This is a genomic window from Actinomyces oris (genome assembly GCF_001553935.1).
In the GTDB taxonomy this organism is placed as follows: domain Bacteria; phylum Actinomycetota; class Actinomycetes; order Actinomycetales; family Actinomycetaceae; genus Actinomyces; species Actinomyces oris_A.
Genome location: NZ_CP014232.1, coordinates 619,533 through 637,072, shown reverse-complemented (window position 1 = coordinate 637,072; position 17,540 = coordinate 619,533). Strand labels below are relative to the sequence as shown.

11 protein-coding genes and 2 CRISPR repeat arrays are annotated in these 17,540 nt (G+C 64.6%); of the genes, 8 read left to right on the top strand and 3 right to left on the bottom strand.

Features of this window, described 5'->3' with window-relative positions; all coding sequences use genetic code 11:
- The first annotated feature begins 17 nt into the window (after positions 1–17).
- The 5 genes from AXE84_RS02760 to AXE84_RS12405 all read left to right on the top strand — a co-directional run bounded on the left by AXE84_RS02760 (position 18) and on the right by AXE84_RS12405 (position 8,567).
- On the top strand, positions 18–1,913 hold the full coding sequence (locus AXE84_RS02760; RefSeq protein WP_060958118.1) for a Cas10/Cmr2 second palm domain-containing protein: 1,896 nt from the start codon (positions 18–20) through the stop codon (positions 1,911–1,913).
- On the top strand, positions 1,910–3,832 hold the full coding sequence (locus tag AXE84_RS02755; RefSeq protein WP_060956747.1) for an RAMP superfamily CRISPR-associated protein: 1,923 nt from the start codon (positions 1,910–1,912) through the stop codon (positions 3,830–3,832). The genes AXE84_RS02760 and AXE84_RS02755 overlap by 4 nt, the downstream gene beginning before the upstream one ends.
- Positions 3,829–5,571 carry an RAMP superfamily CRISPR-associated protein gene (locus tag AXE84_RS02750; RefSeq protein WP_060956746.1) on the top strand — a complete coding sequence of 581 codons (1,743 nt, stop codon included), beginning with the start codon at positions 3,829–3,831 and terminating at the stop codon, positions 5,569–5,571. Before AXE84_RS02755 ends, AXE84_RS02750 begins: the two co-directional genes overlap by 4 nt.
- Positions 5,564–6,133, top strand: coding sequence for a hypothetical protein (locus AXE84_RS02745; protein WP_060956745.1), 570 nt, complete (start codon positions 5,564–5,566; stop codon positions 6,131–6,133). The genes AXE84_RS02750 and AXE84_RS02745 overlap by 8 nt, the downstream gene beginning before the upstream one ends.
- Before the next feature lie 532 nt (positions 6,134–6,665).
- Positions 6,666–8,567, top strand: a complete 1,902-nt coding sequence (locus AXE84_RS12405; RefSeq protein ID WP_335339256.1) for a hypothetical protein — start codon at positions 6,666–6,668, stop codon at positions 8,565–8,567.
- Between the two features lie 113 nt (positions 8,568–8,680).
- Here the strand turns inward: AXE84_RS12405 and AXE84_RS13490 are convergent, their stop codons facing one another.
- Entirely contained in the window at positions 8,681–8,923 is a 243-nt protein-coding gene (locus AXE84_RS13490; RefSeq protein WP_420480490.1) for a CRISPR-associated endonuclease Cas1, read from the bottom strand.
- Complete coding sequence (locus tag AXE84_RS02740) at positions 8,872–9,738, bottom strand: reverse transcriptase/maturase family protein (protein ID WP_081093030.1); 867 nt, start codon at positions 9,736–9,738, stop codon at positions 8,872–8,874. Before AXE84_RS02740 ends, AXE84_RS13490 begins: the two co-directional genes overlap by 52 nt.
- Positions 9,739–10,641: 903 nt before the next feature.
- A CRISPR array of direct repeats spans positions 10,642–11,329; the repeat unit is 37 nt; unit sequence GTCTTAATGCACCTTCTGGTGCTGGGTGCTTTCTGAC.
- A gap of 401 nt (positions 11,330–11,730) precedes the next feature.
- Positions 11,731–12,059: a CRISPR direct-repeat array (repeat unit 37 nt; unit sequence GTCTTAATGCACCTTCTGGTGCTGGGTGCTTTCTGAC).
- A gap of 460 nt (positions 12,060–12,519) precedes the next feature.
- Here AXE84_RS02740 and cas6 point away from each other — a divergent pair.
- The 3 genes from cas6 to folE all read left to right on the top strand — a co-directional run bounded on the left by cas6 (position 12,520) and on the right by folE (position 16,226).
- The gene (gene cas6 / locus AXE84_RS13390; protein ID WP_060956743.1) at positions 12,520–13,329 is read left to right on the top strand and encodes a CRISPR system precrRNA processing endoribonuclease RAMP protein Cas6; all 810 of its coding nucleotides are present in this window, start codon (positions 12,520–12,522) and stop codon (positions 13,327–13,329) included.
- Between the two features lie 197 nt (positions 13,330–13,526).
- Positions 13,527–15,602, top strand: a complete 2,076-nt coding sequence (ftsH, locus tag AXE84_RS02730; RefSeq protein ID WP_060956742.1) for an ATP-dependent zinc metalloprotease FtsH — start codon at positions 13,527–13,529, stop codon at positions 15,600–15,602.
- Positions 15,603–15,653: 51 nt separating this feature from the next.
- A complete protein-coding gene (gene folE, locus AXE84_RS02725; protein ID WP_020991919.1) occupies positions 15,654–16,226 on the top strand; it encodes a GTP cyclohydrolase I FolE in 573 nt (190 codons plus the stop codon).
- Between the two features lie 60 nt (positions 16,227–16,286).
- Here folE and AXE84_RS02720 read toward each other — a convergent pair whose 3' ends face one another.
- A complete protein-coding gene (locus tag AXE84_RS02720) occupies positions 16,287–17,507 on the bottom strand; it encodes an ATP-binding protein (protein WP_060956741.1) in 1,221 nt (406 codons plus the stop codon).
- Positions 17,508–17,540: the final 33 nt, after the last annotated feature.

Below are 17,540 nucleotides of genomic sequence, written 5' to 3'. Positions count from 1 at the left end.
CGACGAATGGAATGATCATGGAACTTGTTCTATTTGATATTCACGCGAAACAGCGATTCATTTTTTCATCGACAAGACTCAAAGAGAATGTTGGGGCTTCCTTTCAAATTACTCTCCTTGACTCTTGGGTTGGAGAAAGCGTCGCTAAGTTGAACCTCAGTGCCCAGTGGGTGTCGCGGTCATCTGGAAGACTCCTGCTCGTGCTTGATTGCGACAGTTCGGCCCGGAAGCTCATTGGTGAGGTGACACGCCGGGCACACGCCGAAGCGCCTGAAATGGATGTTAGCGGCGTGTTCGTTCACATGGTCGGCTCCTATCTCAGTGGGGATGATCTGCGGGCTGTCGATCATGTCGGCTATCAATACGCCTTGAATAGAAGTCCTGCCCTGTCGAGATTTGCGCAAATGCCATTCTTGTTGCGCGCGAATGATTCTTCGCTGCCTGCGGCCCCGTCATATGCGGATAGTGGTGAGGTGGCGGCCCCAAGTTCTGCCCTTGAAGGGAGGGCCCTGTCCCTGCCTGCTCAAGTCAAGGTTCGTCAGGCGAATATCGCCAGAGATCACTTTTTGAATCTCGCTCGGGTGCAACGGTTGCTATATGAAGAAGATGAGAAGCTGGCTCGCGATCCGACTAAACTCGAGGAATTGCTTCAGACTGCCTCGGAGGGCGGTGTCGGGGTTCCTTCCAAGGTTGCCGTCATTCACATAGACGGCAATGGTGTTGGTGGTGTCATGCGACGCCTCGATGAAGTCTTGTCAGAGAAAAGCGGCGCTCTTAAGGGTGAACTCGAAGTACCTGAAGGTGATAGTGATGCGCTCAGGGTATTCGTTCTTAAAATTAGCGAGCGACTAGATGTTGCAGTTAAGGTGGCATTTAGATCCGCTTGGGAGCGTGTTGCTAAGCTTGCGCGAAAAGATGCCGAGGACAGCAATAGGCGGTACACCGCCATCCCGGTCGTCCCGGTGATCCTCGGTGGCGACGACGTCACCGTCATCACCAGCGGCGACTACGCCCTGCCCTTCGCCGCCGCCTACCTCCGCTACTACGAGGAGGCCACCGGCAACGACCCGATCCTGCGCTACCTCACCCCGCCCGAGGGCCAGGACACCGGCCCCATGACCGCCGCTGCCGGTGTCGCCATCGTCAAACGCAACTTCCCCTTCCACATCGCCTACGAGCTGGCCGAGAAACTGGTCGAGCGCGCCAAGAAGGTCGGCAAGACGGCGTGCCCGCCGTGCTCAACACTCGACTACCACGTCCTGTTCGACACCACGGTCCTCGACGCTTCGGAGGCCCTGCGCGGCTACGAGAGCTTCACCACCCGTCCCTTCCGCCTGCTCAACGACGAGATGTCGTCGGTGACGAGCACCCGCGATGACGGCTTCAGAACCTCCGGCTCCGGCGACGGCGAGGACAGCACATCCGCCGGCTTCTCGCCGAACGACCTTCGCCACGAGCCCTGGGAAGCGACCTGCCGGCGCGTCGCCCGATTCAAGGGGGTGCCCCTCGGCAGCACCGACGAGAGCCGAAACGAGACCAACCTCGAACCGTTCCCACGCACCCGGGCGGCGCGCATCCGCGGGCTGCTGTCCGCCGCGGTGCGGGAACGAGCCGCTCATCGTGACGACGACGTGACGGACGCTCCGACCGCTGAGGCCGCGGACTGTGAGACTCCGGGCTCCGAGGCGTCTGAGAAGAAGGAGAACTGGGTCCCACCGTCGCTCGTCAATGCCTGGAACGAGTGGGAGGCGGCCCGCAAGGATGTCGGCGACTGGATTGACACCGAGCTGGGCGGCCTGGGCGCCGTGTTCGACCTTCTGGAGCTCTCCGACCTCCTCCCGCCTTCCTCCTTCGAGCTCCCCCTCCCCCGCCTGGGGGAGACCACCAACACAGCATCGGAGGCCACCGAATGAGCCCCTCATCCCCGACCTCCTTCCCCCTGTCGGTCACCTTCCACTCCGACTGGGGCGTCACCACCGGAACCGGCGTCGCCGGCGGCGTGGACTCCGTCGTCGAGAAGGACGAGCGCGGCCTGCCGATCGTGCGCGCGACCGTGCTCACCGGCGCCGTGCGGGAGCAGTCGCTCCTCGCGGCCCAGGCACTCGACGACGGCTCCGGCCGCTCCTGGCGCGCCTTCGCCTCCGCACTGTTCGGCTCCGACCTGGCGCCGCGACTCGGCACCTTCTCCGACGCCAGGCTCATCGACCCACCGGACGACCCCACCGACCTCATCCACGAGGTCGTCTCCCTGTCCATCGACGAGAAGACCGGCACAGCGCGCGAGGACTTCCTGAGGATCTTCGAACGCACCGGCGCCTGCCGGCTGCGCGGCGAGGTCACCCTGTCCGACGTCGACAGGTACGGACGCCCCCTGACCTGGAGCGACGAGCAGCGCGACGCCGCTGAGCTCCTCCTGGCCCTCTCGGGCTTGCTGGTGCGCGCAATCGGCTCCAACCGGGCCGTCGGCGACGGCGTCTGCGACGTCCTCATCCACGCCGACCACGAGCCCGGCGACACCCGGGCCGTCAAGGACTGGTGCCGCACACAGCTGGGCAGGTGGAAGGAGCGCGGCGCCCCGCAGGTCCCCGCGGCGGACACGACCGCTGCGGCGGCCCCGGTCCTACAGGCGAGCCGTGCACCCACCGCCGCCGGCGCCTTCCACGAGGCGACCCTGACGATCGACCTGCGAACCCCGGTGGTCTCCTACGAGGTCCCCATGTCCAACGAGATCCGCTCCCTGGACTTCCTACGCGGCACCGTCCTGCTGCCCTGGGTGCACCGGCTCATCACACGCACCGTCGCCCAAACCCCCGGCGCATCGGAGGCCCTCGTCCAGGAGGTCCGCGACGCCGTCGTCAACGGGGAGCTGCTCGTCTCCGACGGCGTCGTCTCCTACCAGGGGGAGCGCGGGCTGGCGATGCCCCTGGTGTTCTCCAGCCCCAAGGTCGGCCAAGGAGCCGAGAGCCAGGAGCTCAAGACGGCTGAGTGCGAGGGCGACGAGGAGATGCGCGTCTGCAACAGGATGCGTGCTGAGGAGCCCGAGAACGAGGTCCACAAGCCGTTGCGCGACGGATACGTCTTCCCGACCGCCGGCGCGAAGGGCGCCCCGGCGCTCATTGGGCGGCAGTCCACGGCGCACGACGCCGCCACCGGGGCGGCCAGGGACGGCCAGCTCTACCTGGTGCGGGCGCTCCCGGCTGGCCTGAGCCTCCAGGCGACGGTGACGGTCTCGACCCGCCTGTACCAGCGGATCGGTGAGCAGCTGGAGGCCCTCGCAGGCACCGGGCACCGGGCCCGCCTCGGGGCGCGTCGCCTCAGCGGCACCTTCGGGGAGACCGAGTGCACCCTCTCGGCCTTCGCGCCGAGCCCGGCGCCCCAGGTGGTCGACGCCGAGGACACGACGATCTGGTTCACCTCCGACGTACTGGCCCGCTCAGCCCGGCTCGGCCCGGGCGGGAGCCTGACCGACCTGCTCGCCGCCTTCGAGCGGGCCGGCGCCCCCATCGAGCTCGCCGAGGCGGACGGGACTCGCTTCAACGCCGGGGTCAGGCACCGGCGCGTGGACTCCTGGTCCGCGGCGAGCCACCAGCCCCGGGCCACCCGCATGGCCATCCAGGCCGGCTCGGTCCTCAAGGTGAGAACCACCGCCCTGGAGAGGCTGGCCGCCCTGGCGGCCGTCGGCATCGGGGAACTGCGGGCGCAGGGCTTCGGACGGTTCGTCGTCGGGCATCCTCTGCTGGAGAAGGAGACGTTCACACTGAGGAGCCTTCACGGGGAGGACCTCGCACCGACTGCTGATGGTGCTGCGGCATCGGAGGAGGCTCAGCGATGAGAGTGACCCGCTATGAGCTCACCGTCCACCTGGTGACGGACGCGCCCCTCCACTCGGGAGGCGTCGACGAGGTGGTCGACCGAAGCCGCGACCCAGAGGATAGGACCACCGTCGCCCGGCGATTCGCACGCGACGGCCGCGGCCGTCCGGTCCTCACCGGGCGCTCCGTCAAGGGCGCCCTGCGAGCTGCCTGCCAGCGATTCCGTGAGGAGCACGGCGGCGCCGTCGGACCGACCGAACGCGAGCTGCGGCAGCTGTGGGGCGATGACGGAACCCGAGGGGCCGGTTCGGCGGCGCCGCTGCGGGCTTCGGCGATCACCGTGCACACGGTCGAGCTGCCCACCGAGGGCTATGAGGGGGATGAGGAGCACAAGGTCATGCTCCCGACCCGGATGGGCAACGCCATCGACCGGTACTGGGGCTCGGCCGGCGACACTGCGCTGTTCGAGCACGAGTACCTGCCCCGCGGCAAGGAGCTCGCCCTGACCATCACCGCGGAGGCCGGGCTGCCCGACGGCGTCGAGGTACCTCAGGGTGATGTCGCCCCGCCCGGGCCGGAGCAGGTCGAGAAGCTCTTCGCGTTCATCATCGGGCTCATCAAGGACGGCAGGGTCGCCTTCGGCGGCCGGCAGAACGCCGGGTGGGGGAGGGTCGCGCTCAGCGACTCGGAGAAGGCCTGGAGGCTCACCAAGGCGGAGCCGGGCAGCTGGGCGGGACTGGAGGAGTGGCTCTCCGGCGCCGGCGGCCGCTCGGTCGACGTCGCCCCCGTGGACTGCGGGGGCAGCGGCCGGATGCGGATCGAGATCACCTGGGACAGCCCCACCGGGATCCTCGTGGCCGAGCCCCAGGATGACGGCTCCGGGGAGGGAGCCGACGCCGGGGCCGCAGACGGAGCGCCGGGAGAGGCGGAGGGCGTGGACTCTGAGGAGACGAAGCCGGCCCGCCCCCTGCGCGCCGGCCCGGAGGAGACCGACCCGATCGTGCTGCCCGGAAGCTCCGTCCGCGGCGCGCTGCGGACCCGGGCGACGCGGATCGCCCGCACCATCCTGCTGGCGAAGAAGGACCCGAGCACGGTGGCGGACTGGTCGGGCGCCGGTGTCCACGAGCAGCTCGCGCAGGATCCGAGCCTGGTGCGGGACCTGTTCGGGTCGACGACGCACCGTGGCGCGCTGACGGTCCTCGACACGCTTGCCGCCGAGGACGGCCCGAGCCGCAAGGTTACGCACAACGCCGGCGACCGGTGGACCGGCGGCGTCGCGGACGGGTTGCTATACAGCGAGGAGGTCTACGACTCCACCTGGAACAGCATCGTCCTGGAGCTCGACCTCGACCGGCTGCTGACCAACGCGCGGGCGGGCCTGGGGGAACCGGGCGGGCAGGAGGACAGTCAGGGCGAGGACCGCAGCCGCGCCGCCTTCTGCCTCCTGGGGCTGGTGCTCGCCGAGATGGCCGCCGGGACGCTCCCACTGGGGAGCCGCGGCACCCGGGGCATGGGGCAGGTCGAGGTCAAGGCCATGGCCGTGACCGGCGGAAAGGGCCTGGGGATCGAGAACTGGTCCCTCAAGGCGGAGGACGGGACGGGCGAGTCGCTTCCTCGGCGGATTCTGAAGGGGCTCAGAGGCGTGAACTCCGGGATCGAGAGGAATCCGAGAGCCGGAGCCGGCTGGGAGGGATGGTCCTCCTACCTGGTGGGCAGCAGCGAGAGGCCGCTTGAGGACAAGGAGGAGCGGGATGCCTGAGAAGACGTGGGAGCCGGAGCCGTTGCGACAGGCCGTTTGGAAGGACGTGCCCGGCGCGGGAGCCGAGCAGCCCAGGGGCGTCGAGCTTCAACGGGTTCTTGAACGCGCCGAGGACCTAGGAGGCGAGATGAACGGCGTGGCCTACACGACCAGCGGCGCCTACTCGGTGAGAAGGGCTGGGGCTTCCGGGCTCACCACCCTGATCGAGCGGGACGGCCAGGCCGGTTCCCGGGAGGAGGAGATCGACCTGGACACGGTCTTCGAGCTGCGCCTGTGGCGGGTGATGGACAAGGAGACCGACGACGGCGGCAACGTCGCCGGCGAGGACGGCGTCCTGGCCCATGAGCTGCGGTGGCTCAACGGCAGTGGGGCCGCAGAGATCGTGGTCGGTGCGTCCCGCGAAGGTCTCCCGGGCGGCAGCGACTGCTGGGTTCGGGACAACAGCTACCTCCAGCACGGAGAGAAAGGCGAGGTCATGGACAGCATCGAGGTCTTCACCGTGGAGGAGACGTACGGAAACACCGTATTCACCGACGAGCTCATGACCGGAAGGTGGGGCTGATGTCCTCGCAGATGTGTGACCACGTCAGTGCGGACTGAGTTCTGCTAGGTAGATTTGAGTGACGAAAGGTTGTCGAGTAATGGTCTGGCATCACGCATATAACGGTATTCCTGCGATTCGCGAAACAGAAAAAAATGGCGCCCCGCTTCCGGAGATATATCGAGACGGTATTCTTCCTGCAAGCGGACATGATCATCTCAGTGCCGAGCGACTCTCGGGGAAAATCGAGGTGTCAATTCGTGTGGCAACACCCACGGTACCTGGGTTTCGCACTTCTGACAATAGAGTTGTTGTTGCCTCGCGCAGTGGCGACCCGGAGGGTGCCCGCACCTGGGAGGACACGACAATTCCTTCCACAACCCTTAAGGGCGTGCTCTCTTCTGCCTTCGAGGCGGTGACGGCCTCGCGAATGCGCGTATTTCGAGGGCATGATCACCTGGTGACGCATAGACGCACCCCAGAAGAGTCTACTGTGCTGTATCCTGTTCTTCTAGTTCCTAAGGAGGGTGGGAGCGGATTCAAGGTTCGCGTCATGCTCGGAAAGAACTTAAGGCCAAGAAATCCTGAGGGCTGGGGCAAGGTTAAAAGCGTCTGCGCTGCAGTTTTACCGGACAATGTGGAGTCCGGGGTCGATTTTCTAGAATCAGATGGTAAGTGGATCTATTCTGGGGCAAAAAATGAGAATAAGAGGGAAGGTGACCCTGTTCGGGCTGTAGGGCGCATAAATGAGTTGAGGGCTGCCGCGCCGCACCGCAGTGTTGTAGAGTTTACCGCAGAAGAAGAGCGTTTCTATGACGTCAAGCGCTATATTGTGTCGAAGGTTGGGGGAAAATATTTCTCCGGCGTTCGTGATGGGCGAGGGAAGCCGGTGAGGGGGGCTTATCGGGGGGTGGTTGTCAGATTAACCCCTCCTGGTGGAAATAGGCTTATTGACACAAAATGCAACGAGTTCATTTTCTTTGACTCTGAGAGTAATCGAACATGCTTGGAGGTGGACGATGGTGTCATTGATGGCCTGGTGGAAGTCATCTACAGTTACGTAGACAATGTTCGCAAGCTTGCGGATCGCGAACGAAGAAGGAAGGCGGCAGGTCTGCCGCTAAACGATTCCGGTACGCGAACCTCTGATGCCCCAAACACGATCATTGTCCACGACATCATTAATAGCAAAGCTGAGGGCCTTGGGTTTAAGGCTGATAGGGAATCGATTAGGAAATACATCAAGGATCAGGCGAACCTGGGGCAGGGGTTGCCGCTGTTCGCGTCGATTGATCGAGGTGAGGTCACGGCGCTGAGCATCTCCCAGGTTGGACGTCGCACCAGTGCGAGGGCGGTGTCGCCTACTGAACTGGCGGCCGATTCCAATGTTTCTCCCGCACTCACGTACGAGGAAGCGTCGGCGGCTGACCGAGTCTGGGGGTTTGTTGCTGACGGGAAGGACGTAAGTCGGGACCAAGGTGCGGCATTCAAGGGGCGTATATCGATCAGTTCTGCCGTTCCAGACACAGCTTCTGACGACAGACGTCAATGGCTCCAGCTCCCTGCTCAAGGAAGTTGCGGGTGGGTGCTTCCAACGCTTGCAAGCCCTAAACCGTCAGCGGGCGCACCGTACTTGCGGAGACCCAATGGTTCCGTATTGGATGAAAAGTGTACTCGTAATGATGCCTTTCAGGATGAGCAGGTGCTCATCCGTAAAACCTATCCCACGCACCGTTTCCTTGTTAATGGGCTCTCTCGTGGGCATCTCCCTCTAGCAGATAGCGTCAGCAGCCCTCCGGGGCCCTCGGAAACAGTTGTGGGATCGTATTTGACTCCGGGTGCTCAGTTCTCGACTTCCATCTCGTTTGAAAACCTGACTCGTGAAGAGCTTGCAGTCCTGGTGTGGCTCCTCAATCCTGGCAACCTAATCTCTAAGAAAGAGAAGAACACCAAGAAAAAAAAGTTTAAGACGCTAGGGTGGAAACAGGTGGGGTATCATCACCTTGGTTTCGGCAAGCCGCTTGGTCTTGGGAGTGTAGAAATTCGGGCAGAGAACATCGAAGTCTACGAAGGACGACACTTCGGGCAGATGTATGAAGACCTGTCTGGTTGCTTGGGGTGCGCGGGCGCTGCTGACATTAAACCGATTCTGCGCCAGAGTTCGATGAGTGATATTTCCAACTGGCTTCCTCCTGGGTTCTCGCAGAGTCTTGCGGTGCGTGCTTTCGTGAGGTCGGCTTACGGTTGGGACGACTCCGATAACAACGGGAACTATCCGGCGACTGGGGACCCGGTAAGTTATCCAGGCGCCTCGCGTCCCGTCGGTGATGATGAGCTATCTCCTATCATTACCTGGTTCCAGGAACGTGAAAGAAATCGGGTGAAAGTCTCGTCTGGCGAAGTCTCTCGAGTTGATCACGCTTATGACCTTCCTGCAATCGCTGATCCTAGCTAGCGATTGTTATCAGATGCGCTTCTGGTGCTGTCTGCTGCTACGCGAACTGGGTGACTAGACTGGGAATAAAGTTTCATCGTCCCGATGCATGTAGCGGCTTCTTCGCCGGCTCATCACACCCCTCGGTACAGCCCGGCGTCGGCAGCCAGCCGCCGAATGGTGGTGCAAGGCGTCTCGACGTCACTTCCCCGGCTACGCCGGCCGGTGCGGTGCAGCACGGAGACCTGGTGGCGCATCTTGGCCCGCACGATGGCGCGCGCCAGTGGGAGGCGGGCATCGTTGTCGGTGGCGAAGGACGCCTGGGTCAGGAGTCGGCGGGCGCTGGCCGTCGAGCGGGGGCCGGCGAGCTGGCCCAGGTAGCCGCCGTGGCGGGAAAGGAAGATGACGTCGATGTCGTTGTACGGCGCCCAGACCGGGTCCCGGATGAGAGCCCGACGGCGCCGGTGAGGACGATTCGGCTGACGGCCCGGCGGGGGATGGAGACCTGCGGCAGGCCGTCGGCGCCGTCGACGATGAGACGGTTTTCTGGCTGACGTGGACGCGGGCGCCGTCGCGGCCGATGTAGACCACCTGGTCCGGGTCGGGATGCCCTTGATGTCGTGGCAGGGTCGACGGGCGGGAAGCTGCGGGAGAAGTCCGTCCCCAGGTAGCGAAAGCCCTCATCGAAGCTGGTCATGGCGGTTTTCTCCCGGTTGAGTCGGAGGCGTCTGGGCGTCAGGAGGGAGTCGAGGAGCTCGAGGGCCTCCAGGAGATCGGGTTCATGGGGGCTGCAGATGACGATGTCATCGGCGAAGCGGGCGTAGCCGTAGCCCGTGTCGCCCATGGCCCGGTCGACGCCGGTCAGGGCCAGATTGGCCAGGATCGGGGACAGGCAGGAGCCCTGGGCGATACCGCGGTTGCGGGTGCGCCGCTCGCCCCTGGCGCGCCGAGGCCGGGCGATGAGCCGGATGAGGTCGATGGTGCGCGGGCAGCCGGCGATGGGGGAGAGGGCGGCCAGGGCGTCCTCGATGCTGAGGTTGGGGAAGTAGTCCTCGATGTCGGTGCGCAGCACGTAGCGGTAGCCGGTGTCTCGCAGCCTGGCGAGGTGGTCGACGGCATCGTCGGTGCCGATGCCCGTCCGGTAGGCGGAGGAGCAGGGGGACATGACGAGGTCGGCCCTGTGCGATCGCATTGACGACCGCGCGCTCGACGACCCGGTACCGGATGGAGGGGATGTGCAGGGTGCGGGCCTCCCCGGAGGTGCCCTTGGGGATGCCGAAGCTCAGGAGCGGGTCGGGTTCGTAGATTCCTGAGCGCAGGGACCCGGAGAGCTCGGTGAGGAAGTCATCGAGATGCTGGCGGACAAGGGAGAAGATCGGCATGCGGTCTCCCGGCACGTGCCGATATATGCCTTAATGCACCTTCGGGTGCTGGGTGCGTTCTAACCCGAAGGAGAAGGGAATGACTCAACAGCAGAGTCATAATGCACCTTCTGGTGTTGGGTGCCTTCTGACTTACCGGCGTGTGTGCTGACTGCAACCTATTTCGCGTCGTGATGTATCTTTTGCTATGAACTGTCTCCCGGCAGTATGACGGACTACACCATCGGTGCAGATAAGGGGTTTCAATGCACCTTCTGGTGCTGGGTGCTTTCTGACCCCCTGCCTCTGGGGCAGCGTCGTTGCGCCACTTCCGGGGGCTGGAGCGCCACCGGCCACGCAAGCACCCCGTGGGACCGGCCAGCACGCCCCCTATTTAACCGCCTTTTGGCGTCCTGACGCCAAGCGCCACCGACACCCCCTCAGGCACCTTCAGCCACCAACTTCCAACGACGTCAAGCCAAAAGGTCGACGTTCCCGACTATGACTATCGACACGTCCTGCCTCCTCTGTCGGTCCGTCGGGACTTAGGGGTCCCGCGGCTGGGGAGCGCGAGGCGACCGGCAGAGAGTGTCTCGATGTGTCTTCTGGTGCTGGGTGCTTTCTGACGTCAGGCATGGCGACAGATGGCCGAGAACATCGCGTCTTAATGCACCTTCTGGTGCTGGTTGCTTTCTGACGCGTGGATGAATGAGATCAACCGGCAGATTGACGACGTCTTAATGCATCTTCTGATGCTGGGTGCTTTCTGACTTATGGGGAGGCTGTCTATTATCTGCGGCATGGCGAGTCTTAATGCACCTTGTGGTGCTGGGTGCTTTCTGATGGTAGTCAGTCAGCGGGAGCGTGGGAAGCGCACAGGAGGTCTTAATGCACCTTCTGGCGCTGAGTGCTTTTTGACGACAGAATAAGGTCGTGCGCCTATCCGTCACTGGAGTCTTAATGCACCTTGTGGTGCTGGGTGCCTTCTGACGCCGAGTACACCGTCCCTGCGGGCAGGGTGGGAGAGGTCTTAATGCGCCTTCTGGTGCTGGGTGCTTTCTGACAGAACAAGGTTGCTGGCCTGTTCTATCACGCTTGCGTCTTAATGCACCTTCTGGTGCTGGGTGCCTTCTGACGCTACGCTGAGCACCTGTATGACAGGATGATTCTGTCTTAATGCACCTTCTGGTGCTGGGTGCTTTCTGACGTCTGCCTACGGCAGTCCTGCCTGGTTGCGCGCCAAGTCTTAATGCACCTTCTGGTGCTGGGTGCTTTCTGACCCAAGGCTGCTCAGTTGATGACTGGCGAGTTCTCGTGTTAATGCACCTTCTGGTGCTGGGTGCTTTCTGACTCCACCAGTACACGGAGGGCGGTCACCTGCCGGGGTCTTAATGCACCTTCTGGTGCTGGGTGCTTTCTGACCCCTGCCTCTGGGAACGGCGTCGTTGCGCCACTTCCAGGGGGTGGAGCGCCACCGGCTCCGCAAGCACCCCGCGGGGCCGGGCGGCAGCGTCCCAATTTAACCACTTTTCGGCGTCCTGACGCCAAGCGCACTGACGGCACCTTGAGCACCTTCAGCCACCAACTTCCAGCGACCTCAAGCCAAAAGGCCGACGTTCCCGCCTGTGACTGCGGGTACATCCTGATGGTAGGGGCGGAGTCAGGCCCCGAACTCGGCGTCAAGGGCGCTTCCTCCGTTGAGTCGCCTGGCTGCTCAACTCGTTAAGGAGATGAGGATGGACTTGTAAGTTCCGTCAATAGGCCTTCTGGTGCTGGGTGATTTCTGACCTGTCGGGGATGACCGGTGAGGATGGACCCCTGGACGTCTTAATGCACCTTCTGGTGCTGAGTGCTTTCTGATGCGGAATGGCAGACGTAGCGGACTTAAAATCCGGTCTTAATGCACCTTGTGGTGCTGGGTGCTTTCTGACGAGCTATGTCGAGCCGCCGGAGTGGCTCGCTGACCTGTCTTAATGCACCTTCTGGTGCTGGGTGCTTTCTGACTGGTAAAGGACATCTACGTAGAAGCGATGCTCAGGAACGTCTTAATGCACCTTCTGGTGCTGGGTGCTTTCTGACCTACGACTCTGGTGAGTTTGTCATGGCTCCGTTCACGTCTTAATGCACCTTCTGGTGCTGGGTGCTTTCTGACCCCTGCCTCTGGGAACGGCGTCGTTGCGCCACTTCCGGGTGCAGGAGCGCCACCGGCTTCGCAAGCACCCTGCGGGGCCGGCCAGCAGTGCCCCTATTTAACCACCTTTCGGCGTCCTGACGCCAAGCGCCACCGACGCCCCCTCGGGCGCCTCAAGCCACCAACTTCCAACGACGTCAAGCCAAAAGATCGATGTTCCTAGCCGTGACTGTCGACACATTGTGCTTCCGTGGCTCGACCGGCGCGCCGCCGGGCCTCTCCCTCTCCGCCTCCTCCTGGCCCTCGATGCTGAAGAACGTCGACCTCTCGAACTCCCCGTACAGGCCGCCTCCCCTCCGGTAGTGTCGTCAGAAAGAAAAAGGTAGACGGCCTTGCTCCAGCCTCCCGCCACCAGCCCGCGCCGCCGTCGGCCTCCACTGCCGCACCCACCACACATCACGCCGCAAAGGAGCCCCGTCGAGTGCCCGCCACCGTATTCGTCCGCTTCGATGCGCCCGGCCCGGTCGAGGCCACGCCCCGCCGCCTTCACGCCGCCTGGGGCAGAGTCCTCGACCTCCCCGAAGGAGTCAGCCCCGAGCGCGCCGCCCGCCTGCCCGCCCTCGCTCACCGCCCACCCCACGACCAGCCCGGCCCCAAGCCCTACTGCCTGGGCGACATGACCCAGACCCCGGACGGCCTCGGCGTCGAGCTGCGATTCCTCGACGACCGCCTCCTGGAAACGCTCGACGCCTGGCTTGCCTGGGGCGGCGTCCTACCCATCGGCGACGGCGGGCAGGCCACCACCATGCTCGCCGCCATCGAGGCCCAGGTCCTCGAACATGCCGACTGGGAGGACCTCGCCGCCCAGACCGCCTCCACCGCCTGGGACATCCACCTGCTCACCCCCACTGTCTTCACCTCCCGCGGACACCACGTCCCCGAGGTCACCGCAGCCTCCCTGGCCACCAGCCTCCACGCGCGCTGGCGCCACTGGTGCCGCCCCCTGGCCCCCGAGCTCCCCGAGCGCGAGCGCCTCACCTCCGTCCTCATCACCCAGGACCGCACCCGCCGCACCGTCGTCGGCCTGGGCATGCCGCGTGCCGACCGCCGCGGACGCCTCTCCAGCCGCCGCATCCCCGCCAGCGTCGGCGCCCTGCGCATCAGCGCCCCCGCCGCCGGCTCCATCACCGCCGTCTTCTCCCAGCTCATGGCCCTGGCCCGCTACACGAGCGTCGGCTCCCACAGCGCCTACGGGATGGGCGTCATCGACGTCGTCGCGGACGTGCCATAAGGCGCACGAACGCGCCCCCCGGGGCGCAGTCCTCGGACCCTATGGTGCGTCCTCGCGCCCAGGCAGCCTCCAATCGGCCCACTCGGCCGGATCTTCCCGGCCACGCCCGGCGCGAACGTGAGCAAGCGCAATGGGACCTTTGCCGTGCTATCCGCTAACGTCTGAGGAATCAGTATGTTGAAGGGACCTACCGCACGATGAAAGATTCTGGGCGCGAGCCCGGCCGCAAGGACTCGGGGAAGCCGGGCAAGGCCGGTAAGAACGACCGCAACAAGCGCGACCGCAAGCTCCGCGACACCCTGGGCAACCCGTTCCTGTGGTTGGTGCCCTTCCTCCTGGTCGTCATCCTCGGCTGGGCCGTCTTCTCCTCGATGTTCGGCTACCGCACCATCGACACCTCCGACGGCCTGACGCTCCTGCGGGACAAGCCGGACACGATCAAGTCGATCACCGTCGTCGACGGCAACCAGCGCGTCGAGCTGGACCTCACCACCACCTACGTCCAGCCCAAGAAGAAGGGCATCGAGTCGCGCCCGGTGGGCAAGAAGGTCGAGTTCTCCTACACCGACGCCCAGGCCGAGCAGGTCGACCGCCTCGTGCAGGCCGCCGCCCCCAAGGAGGGCTTCAACTCCGTGGTGCCCACCACCAGCTGGTGGTCATCCCTCGTCCAGCTGCTCGTCCCCGCCCTGCTGCTGGGCGGCATCATGTGGTGGCTCATCGGTCGCATGGGCGGCGGGCGCGGCGGCGCCATGGGCTTCGGCCGCTCCAAGGCGAAGGTCGGTTCCAAGGAGATGCCCGACGTCACCTTCGCCGACGTCGCTGGCGAGGACGAGGCCGTCGAGGAGCTTGAGGAGATCCGCGAGTTCCTCTCCGAGCCGGAGAAGTTCCGCGCCGTGGGCGCCAAGATCCCCAAGGGCGTCCTCCTCTACGGCCCGCCCGGAACCGGTAAGACCCTCCTGGCCAAGGCCGTCGCCGGCGAGGCTGGCGTGCCCTTCTTCTCCATGGCCGCCTCCGAGTTCGTCGAGATGTTCGTCGGCGTGGGTGCCTCGCGTGTGCGCGACCTGTTCGACCAGGCCAAGGAGAACGCCCCCGCCATCATCTTCGTCGACGAGATCGACGCCGTCGGCCGCCACCGTGGCTCCGGCACCGGCGGCGGGCACGACGAGCGTGAGCAGACCCTCAACCAGCTCCTCGTCGAGATGGACGGCTTTGACGCCAACACCAACGTCATCCTCATCGCCGCCACCAACCGCCCCGACGTCCTGGACCCGGCCCTCCTGCGCCCGGGCCGCTTCGACCGGCAGGTCAGCGTCGAGGCCCCCGACATGGCCGGTCGCGCCGCCATCCTCAAGGTCCACGCCAAGGGCAAGCCCCTCAACGACGACGTCGACCTCGACCTCGTGGCCAAGCGGACCCCCGGCTTCACCGGTGCGGACCTGGCCAACGTCCTCAACGAGGCCGCCCTGCTCACCGCCCGTTCCAACGCCCACCTCATCGACAACCGGGCCCTGGACGAGGCCATCGACCGTGTCATCGCCGGACCGCAGAAGCGCACCCGCGTCATGCGCGACCACGAGAAGCGCGTCACCGCCTACCACGAGGCCGGTCACGCCCTGTGCGCGGCCGCCGGCGCGTACTCCGACCCGGTCACCAAGGTGACGATCCTGCCGCGCGGGCGCGCCCTGGGCTACACGCAGGTCATGCCTCAGGACGACAAGTACTCCACCACCCGCAACGAGCTGCTCGACCAGCTCGTCTACGCCATGGGCGGGCGGGCCGCCGAGGAGATCATCTTCCGCGACCCCACCACCGGCGCCTCCAACGACATCGAGAAGGCCACCGCCACGGCCCGCAAGATGGTCACCGACTACGGCATGACCAGCGCGGTCGGCGCCGTCAAGCTCGGCACCACCGAGAGCGAGACGGTCCTGGGGCTCAACGCCACCAGCCGTGACTTCTCCGAGCAGGTCGCCGCCACTGTCGACACCGAGGTCCGCAGCCTGCTGGACGCCGCCCACCGGGAGGCCTGGGAAATCCTCACCCGTAACCGCGCCGTGCTCGACAAGCTGGCCGAGGAGCTCCTCAGCCGTGAGACGCTCCTGGAGAAGGACCTGGAGAGGATCTTCGAGGGCGTCATCAAGCAGCCCGAGCGGCCCCTGTGGCGCAGCGACGAGTCGCTGCCCGTCGTCGAGCCCGCCCCCGCCAGTGACGAAGCCGGCGGTGAGCCTGACGACTCCCACGGCAGCGACGACTACTGGGGCTACAACCATTGAGCCGGCCCGGGCCCGGCGGGCCCGGCAGGCGCGGAGAGACAGAGGCTGACCATGAGCTATGACGCCGAGGGCGTGCGGCGGGCGGTGCACGACCTGCTCGTCGCCATCGGGGAGGACCCCGAGCGCGACGGGCTGCGTGACACCCCCGAGCGCATGGCGCGCGCCTACGCGGAGATGTTCGCCGGCCTCGACCAGGACCCGGCCGAGCACGTCGAGCGGGTCTTCGACGTCGGGCACGAGGAGATGGTCCTCGTGCGCGACATCCCCATGTACTCGGTGTGCGAGCACCACCTGCTGCCCTTCCACGGGTTGGCGCACGTGGGCTACATCCCCAGTGAGGACGGGCGCGTCACCGGCCTGTCCAAGGTGGCGCGCCTCGTGGACGGCTACGCCCGGCGCCCCCAGGTCCAGGAGCGGCTCACCCGGCAGATCGCTGACGCCCTCGTCGAGCGCCTGCAGTGCCGTGGCGTGCTCGTGGTGGTCGAGGCCGAGCACCTGTGTATGTCGATGCGGGGCGTGCGCAAGCCCGGCTCCAACACGGTCACCTCCGCCGTGCGCGGCATCATGCGCAACGCCGCCACCCGCTCCGAGGCCATGAGCCTGGTCCTGGGCCGGCGGTCCTGAGGTCTGGTCGGGCCTCGACACCGGAAGCCAGCGACTGCCTCCCCGAGTGGAATGGTGGCCTTATTTCTTGCGTCGACGGCGATGTTGAATCTCTGGGACCTCAAGATAGGGCACGGCTCGCATCATGAACTTGTCGAAGTCCGGGACGGTGAAGGCGGCATAGCCGTGCTGGGGCGTGTATAGCAGCCCCATGTCAATGAGTTGAGACCTGATGGGTGCCACCTGTGACGACTCTCGTTTCATGAGGGAGGCGACATCGGCTGCTTTCTGGGGCTCGGAGCCGAGTTCCGCCATGGCTCTCATGTATGCGGTTTGAAGGGGGGTTGCACGGTCGAGTCGTACGCGGAAGAACGACCCGTCCAGCTTTGCTTCGTATGCGTCTTTAGCGGTACTGATGTCTTCTGCCGTGATGTGGTTTCCGCTCGCTACGATCCATGCTTGGTACCCTAGCTCCTGAATGAAGTACGGGTAGCCGTGAGTGAGGCTGACTGCGAGGTCCACGGCATCTTCGTCGTAGGACACGTTCTCGGTTTCTGCGGGTCCCACAAGCGCTTGTCGGGCTTCCTCGGGGGTGAGGGAGTCGATGCGTGGGAACTTGAACAGTCTTTCTGCGTAAGACTTGGCGTCTCCAGCGAGCTCGGCGATCTGTGGTAGGCCGGCTCCCACAAAAGTGATGGGGAGCTTCTTCTGAACGGACTTGTGAACCGCTTGTATGAGTGATTCAAGCTGAACGGTGGTGAGAAATTGAACTTCGTCGATGAGTAGGACGATCCCGGTTCCTTTTTCCTTTGCAACTTCTCCTACGGCTAGAAATACGTCTGTGAGGTCTAGCCCTAGGTCGCCGTGATCCCCGTAGCCCTCGGACGGGTCTACGTCCCACGTGACGGAAAAAGTGCCGGATTGGTCGATCGATAGCACAAAGGAGCTGAGTACTTCTGCGGCGTGTCGAGCGCGTTCGCTCCAGCGGCGACGAGGCGATATGTGTAGAAGTGCGGCACGGAACTTGGAGAAGATGGACTGACGGAATGCTGTTTCATCGTGCTTGCTCGCTTCAAGCTCGATTGACTCCCATCCTGCCATCTCGGCGAGTTCTGCGAACCTGTTAAGCAGGACGGTCTTGCCGACGCCGCGCAGGCCGGTCATGATCATCGATTGCTCTGTCCGGCCTCGTTTGAGCCTCTGAAGTAGGATAGAAAACGCCTCGGTCTGCCCGTCGCGACCAATGAGGACCTCCGGGGCTGCTCCTGCGTTGGGTGTGTACGGGTTGTTGATGTTGTCCACGTGGTCATCTTAGGATCTTTACTTAACTTTATC

Excerpts from the sequence above, each read along its gene's own strand:
- AXE84_RS02760 (WP_060958118.1), top strand. The coding sequence starts at position 18 with ATGGAACTTGTTCTATTTGATATTCACGCGAAACAGCGATTCATTTTT.
- AXE84_RS02755 (WP_060956747.1), top strand. The coding sequence starts at position 1,910 with ATGAGCCCCTCATCCCCGACCTCCTTCCCCCTGTCGGTCACCTTCCAC.
- AXE84_RS02750 (WP_060956746.1), top strand. The coding sequence starts at position 3,829 with ATGAGAGTGACCCGCTATGAGCTCACCGTCCACCTGGTGACGGACGCG.
- AXE84_RS02745 (WP_060956745.1), top strand. The coding sequence starts at position 5,564 with ATGCCTGAGAAGACGTGGGAGCCGGAGCCGTTGCGACAGGCCGTTTGG.
- AXE84_RS12405 (WP_335339256.1), top strand. The coding sequence starts at position 6,666 with ATGCTCGGAAAGAACTTAAGGCCAAGAAATCCTGAGGGCTGGGGCAAG.
- AXE84_RS02740 (WP_081093030.1), bottom strand. The coding sequence starts at position 9,738 with ATGCGATCGCACAGGGCCGACCTCGTCATGTCCCCCTGCTCCTCCGCC.
- ftsH (WP_060956742.1), top strand. The coding sequence starts at position 13,527 with ATGAAAGATTCTGGGCGCGAGCCCGGCCGCAAGGACTCGGGGAAGCCG.
- folE (WP_020991919.1), top strand. The coding sequence starts at position 15,654 with ATGAGCTATGACGCCGAGGGCGTGCGGCGGGCGGTGCACGACCTGCTC.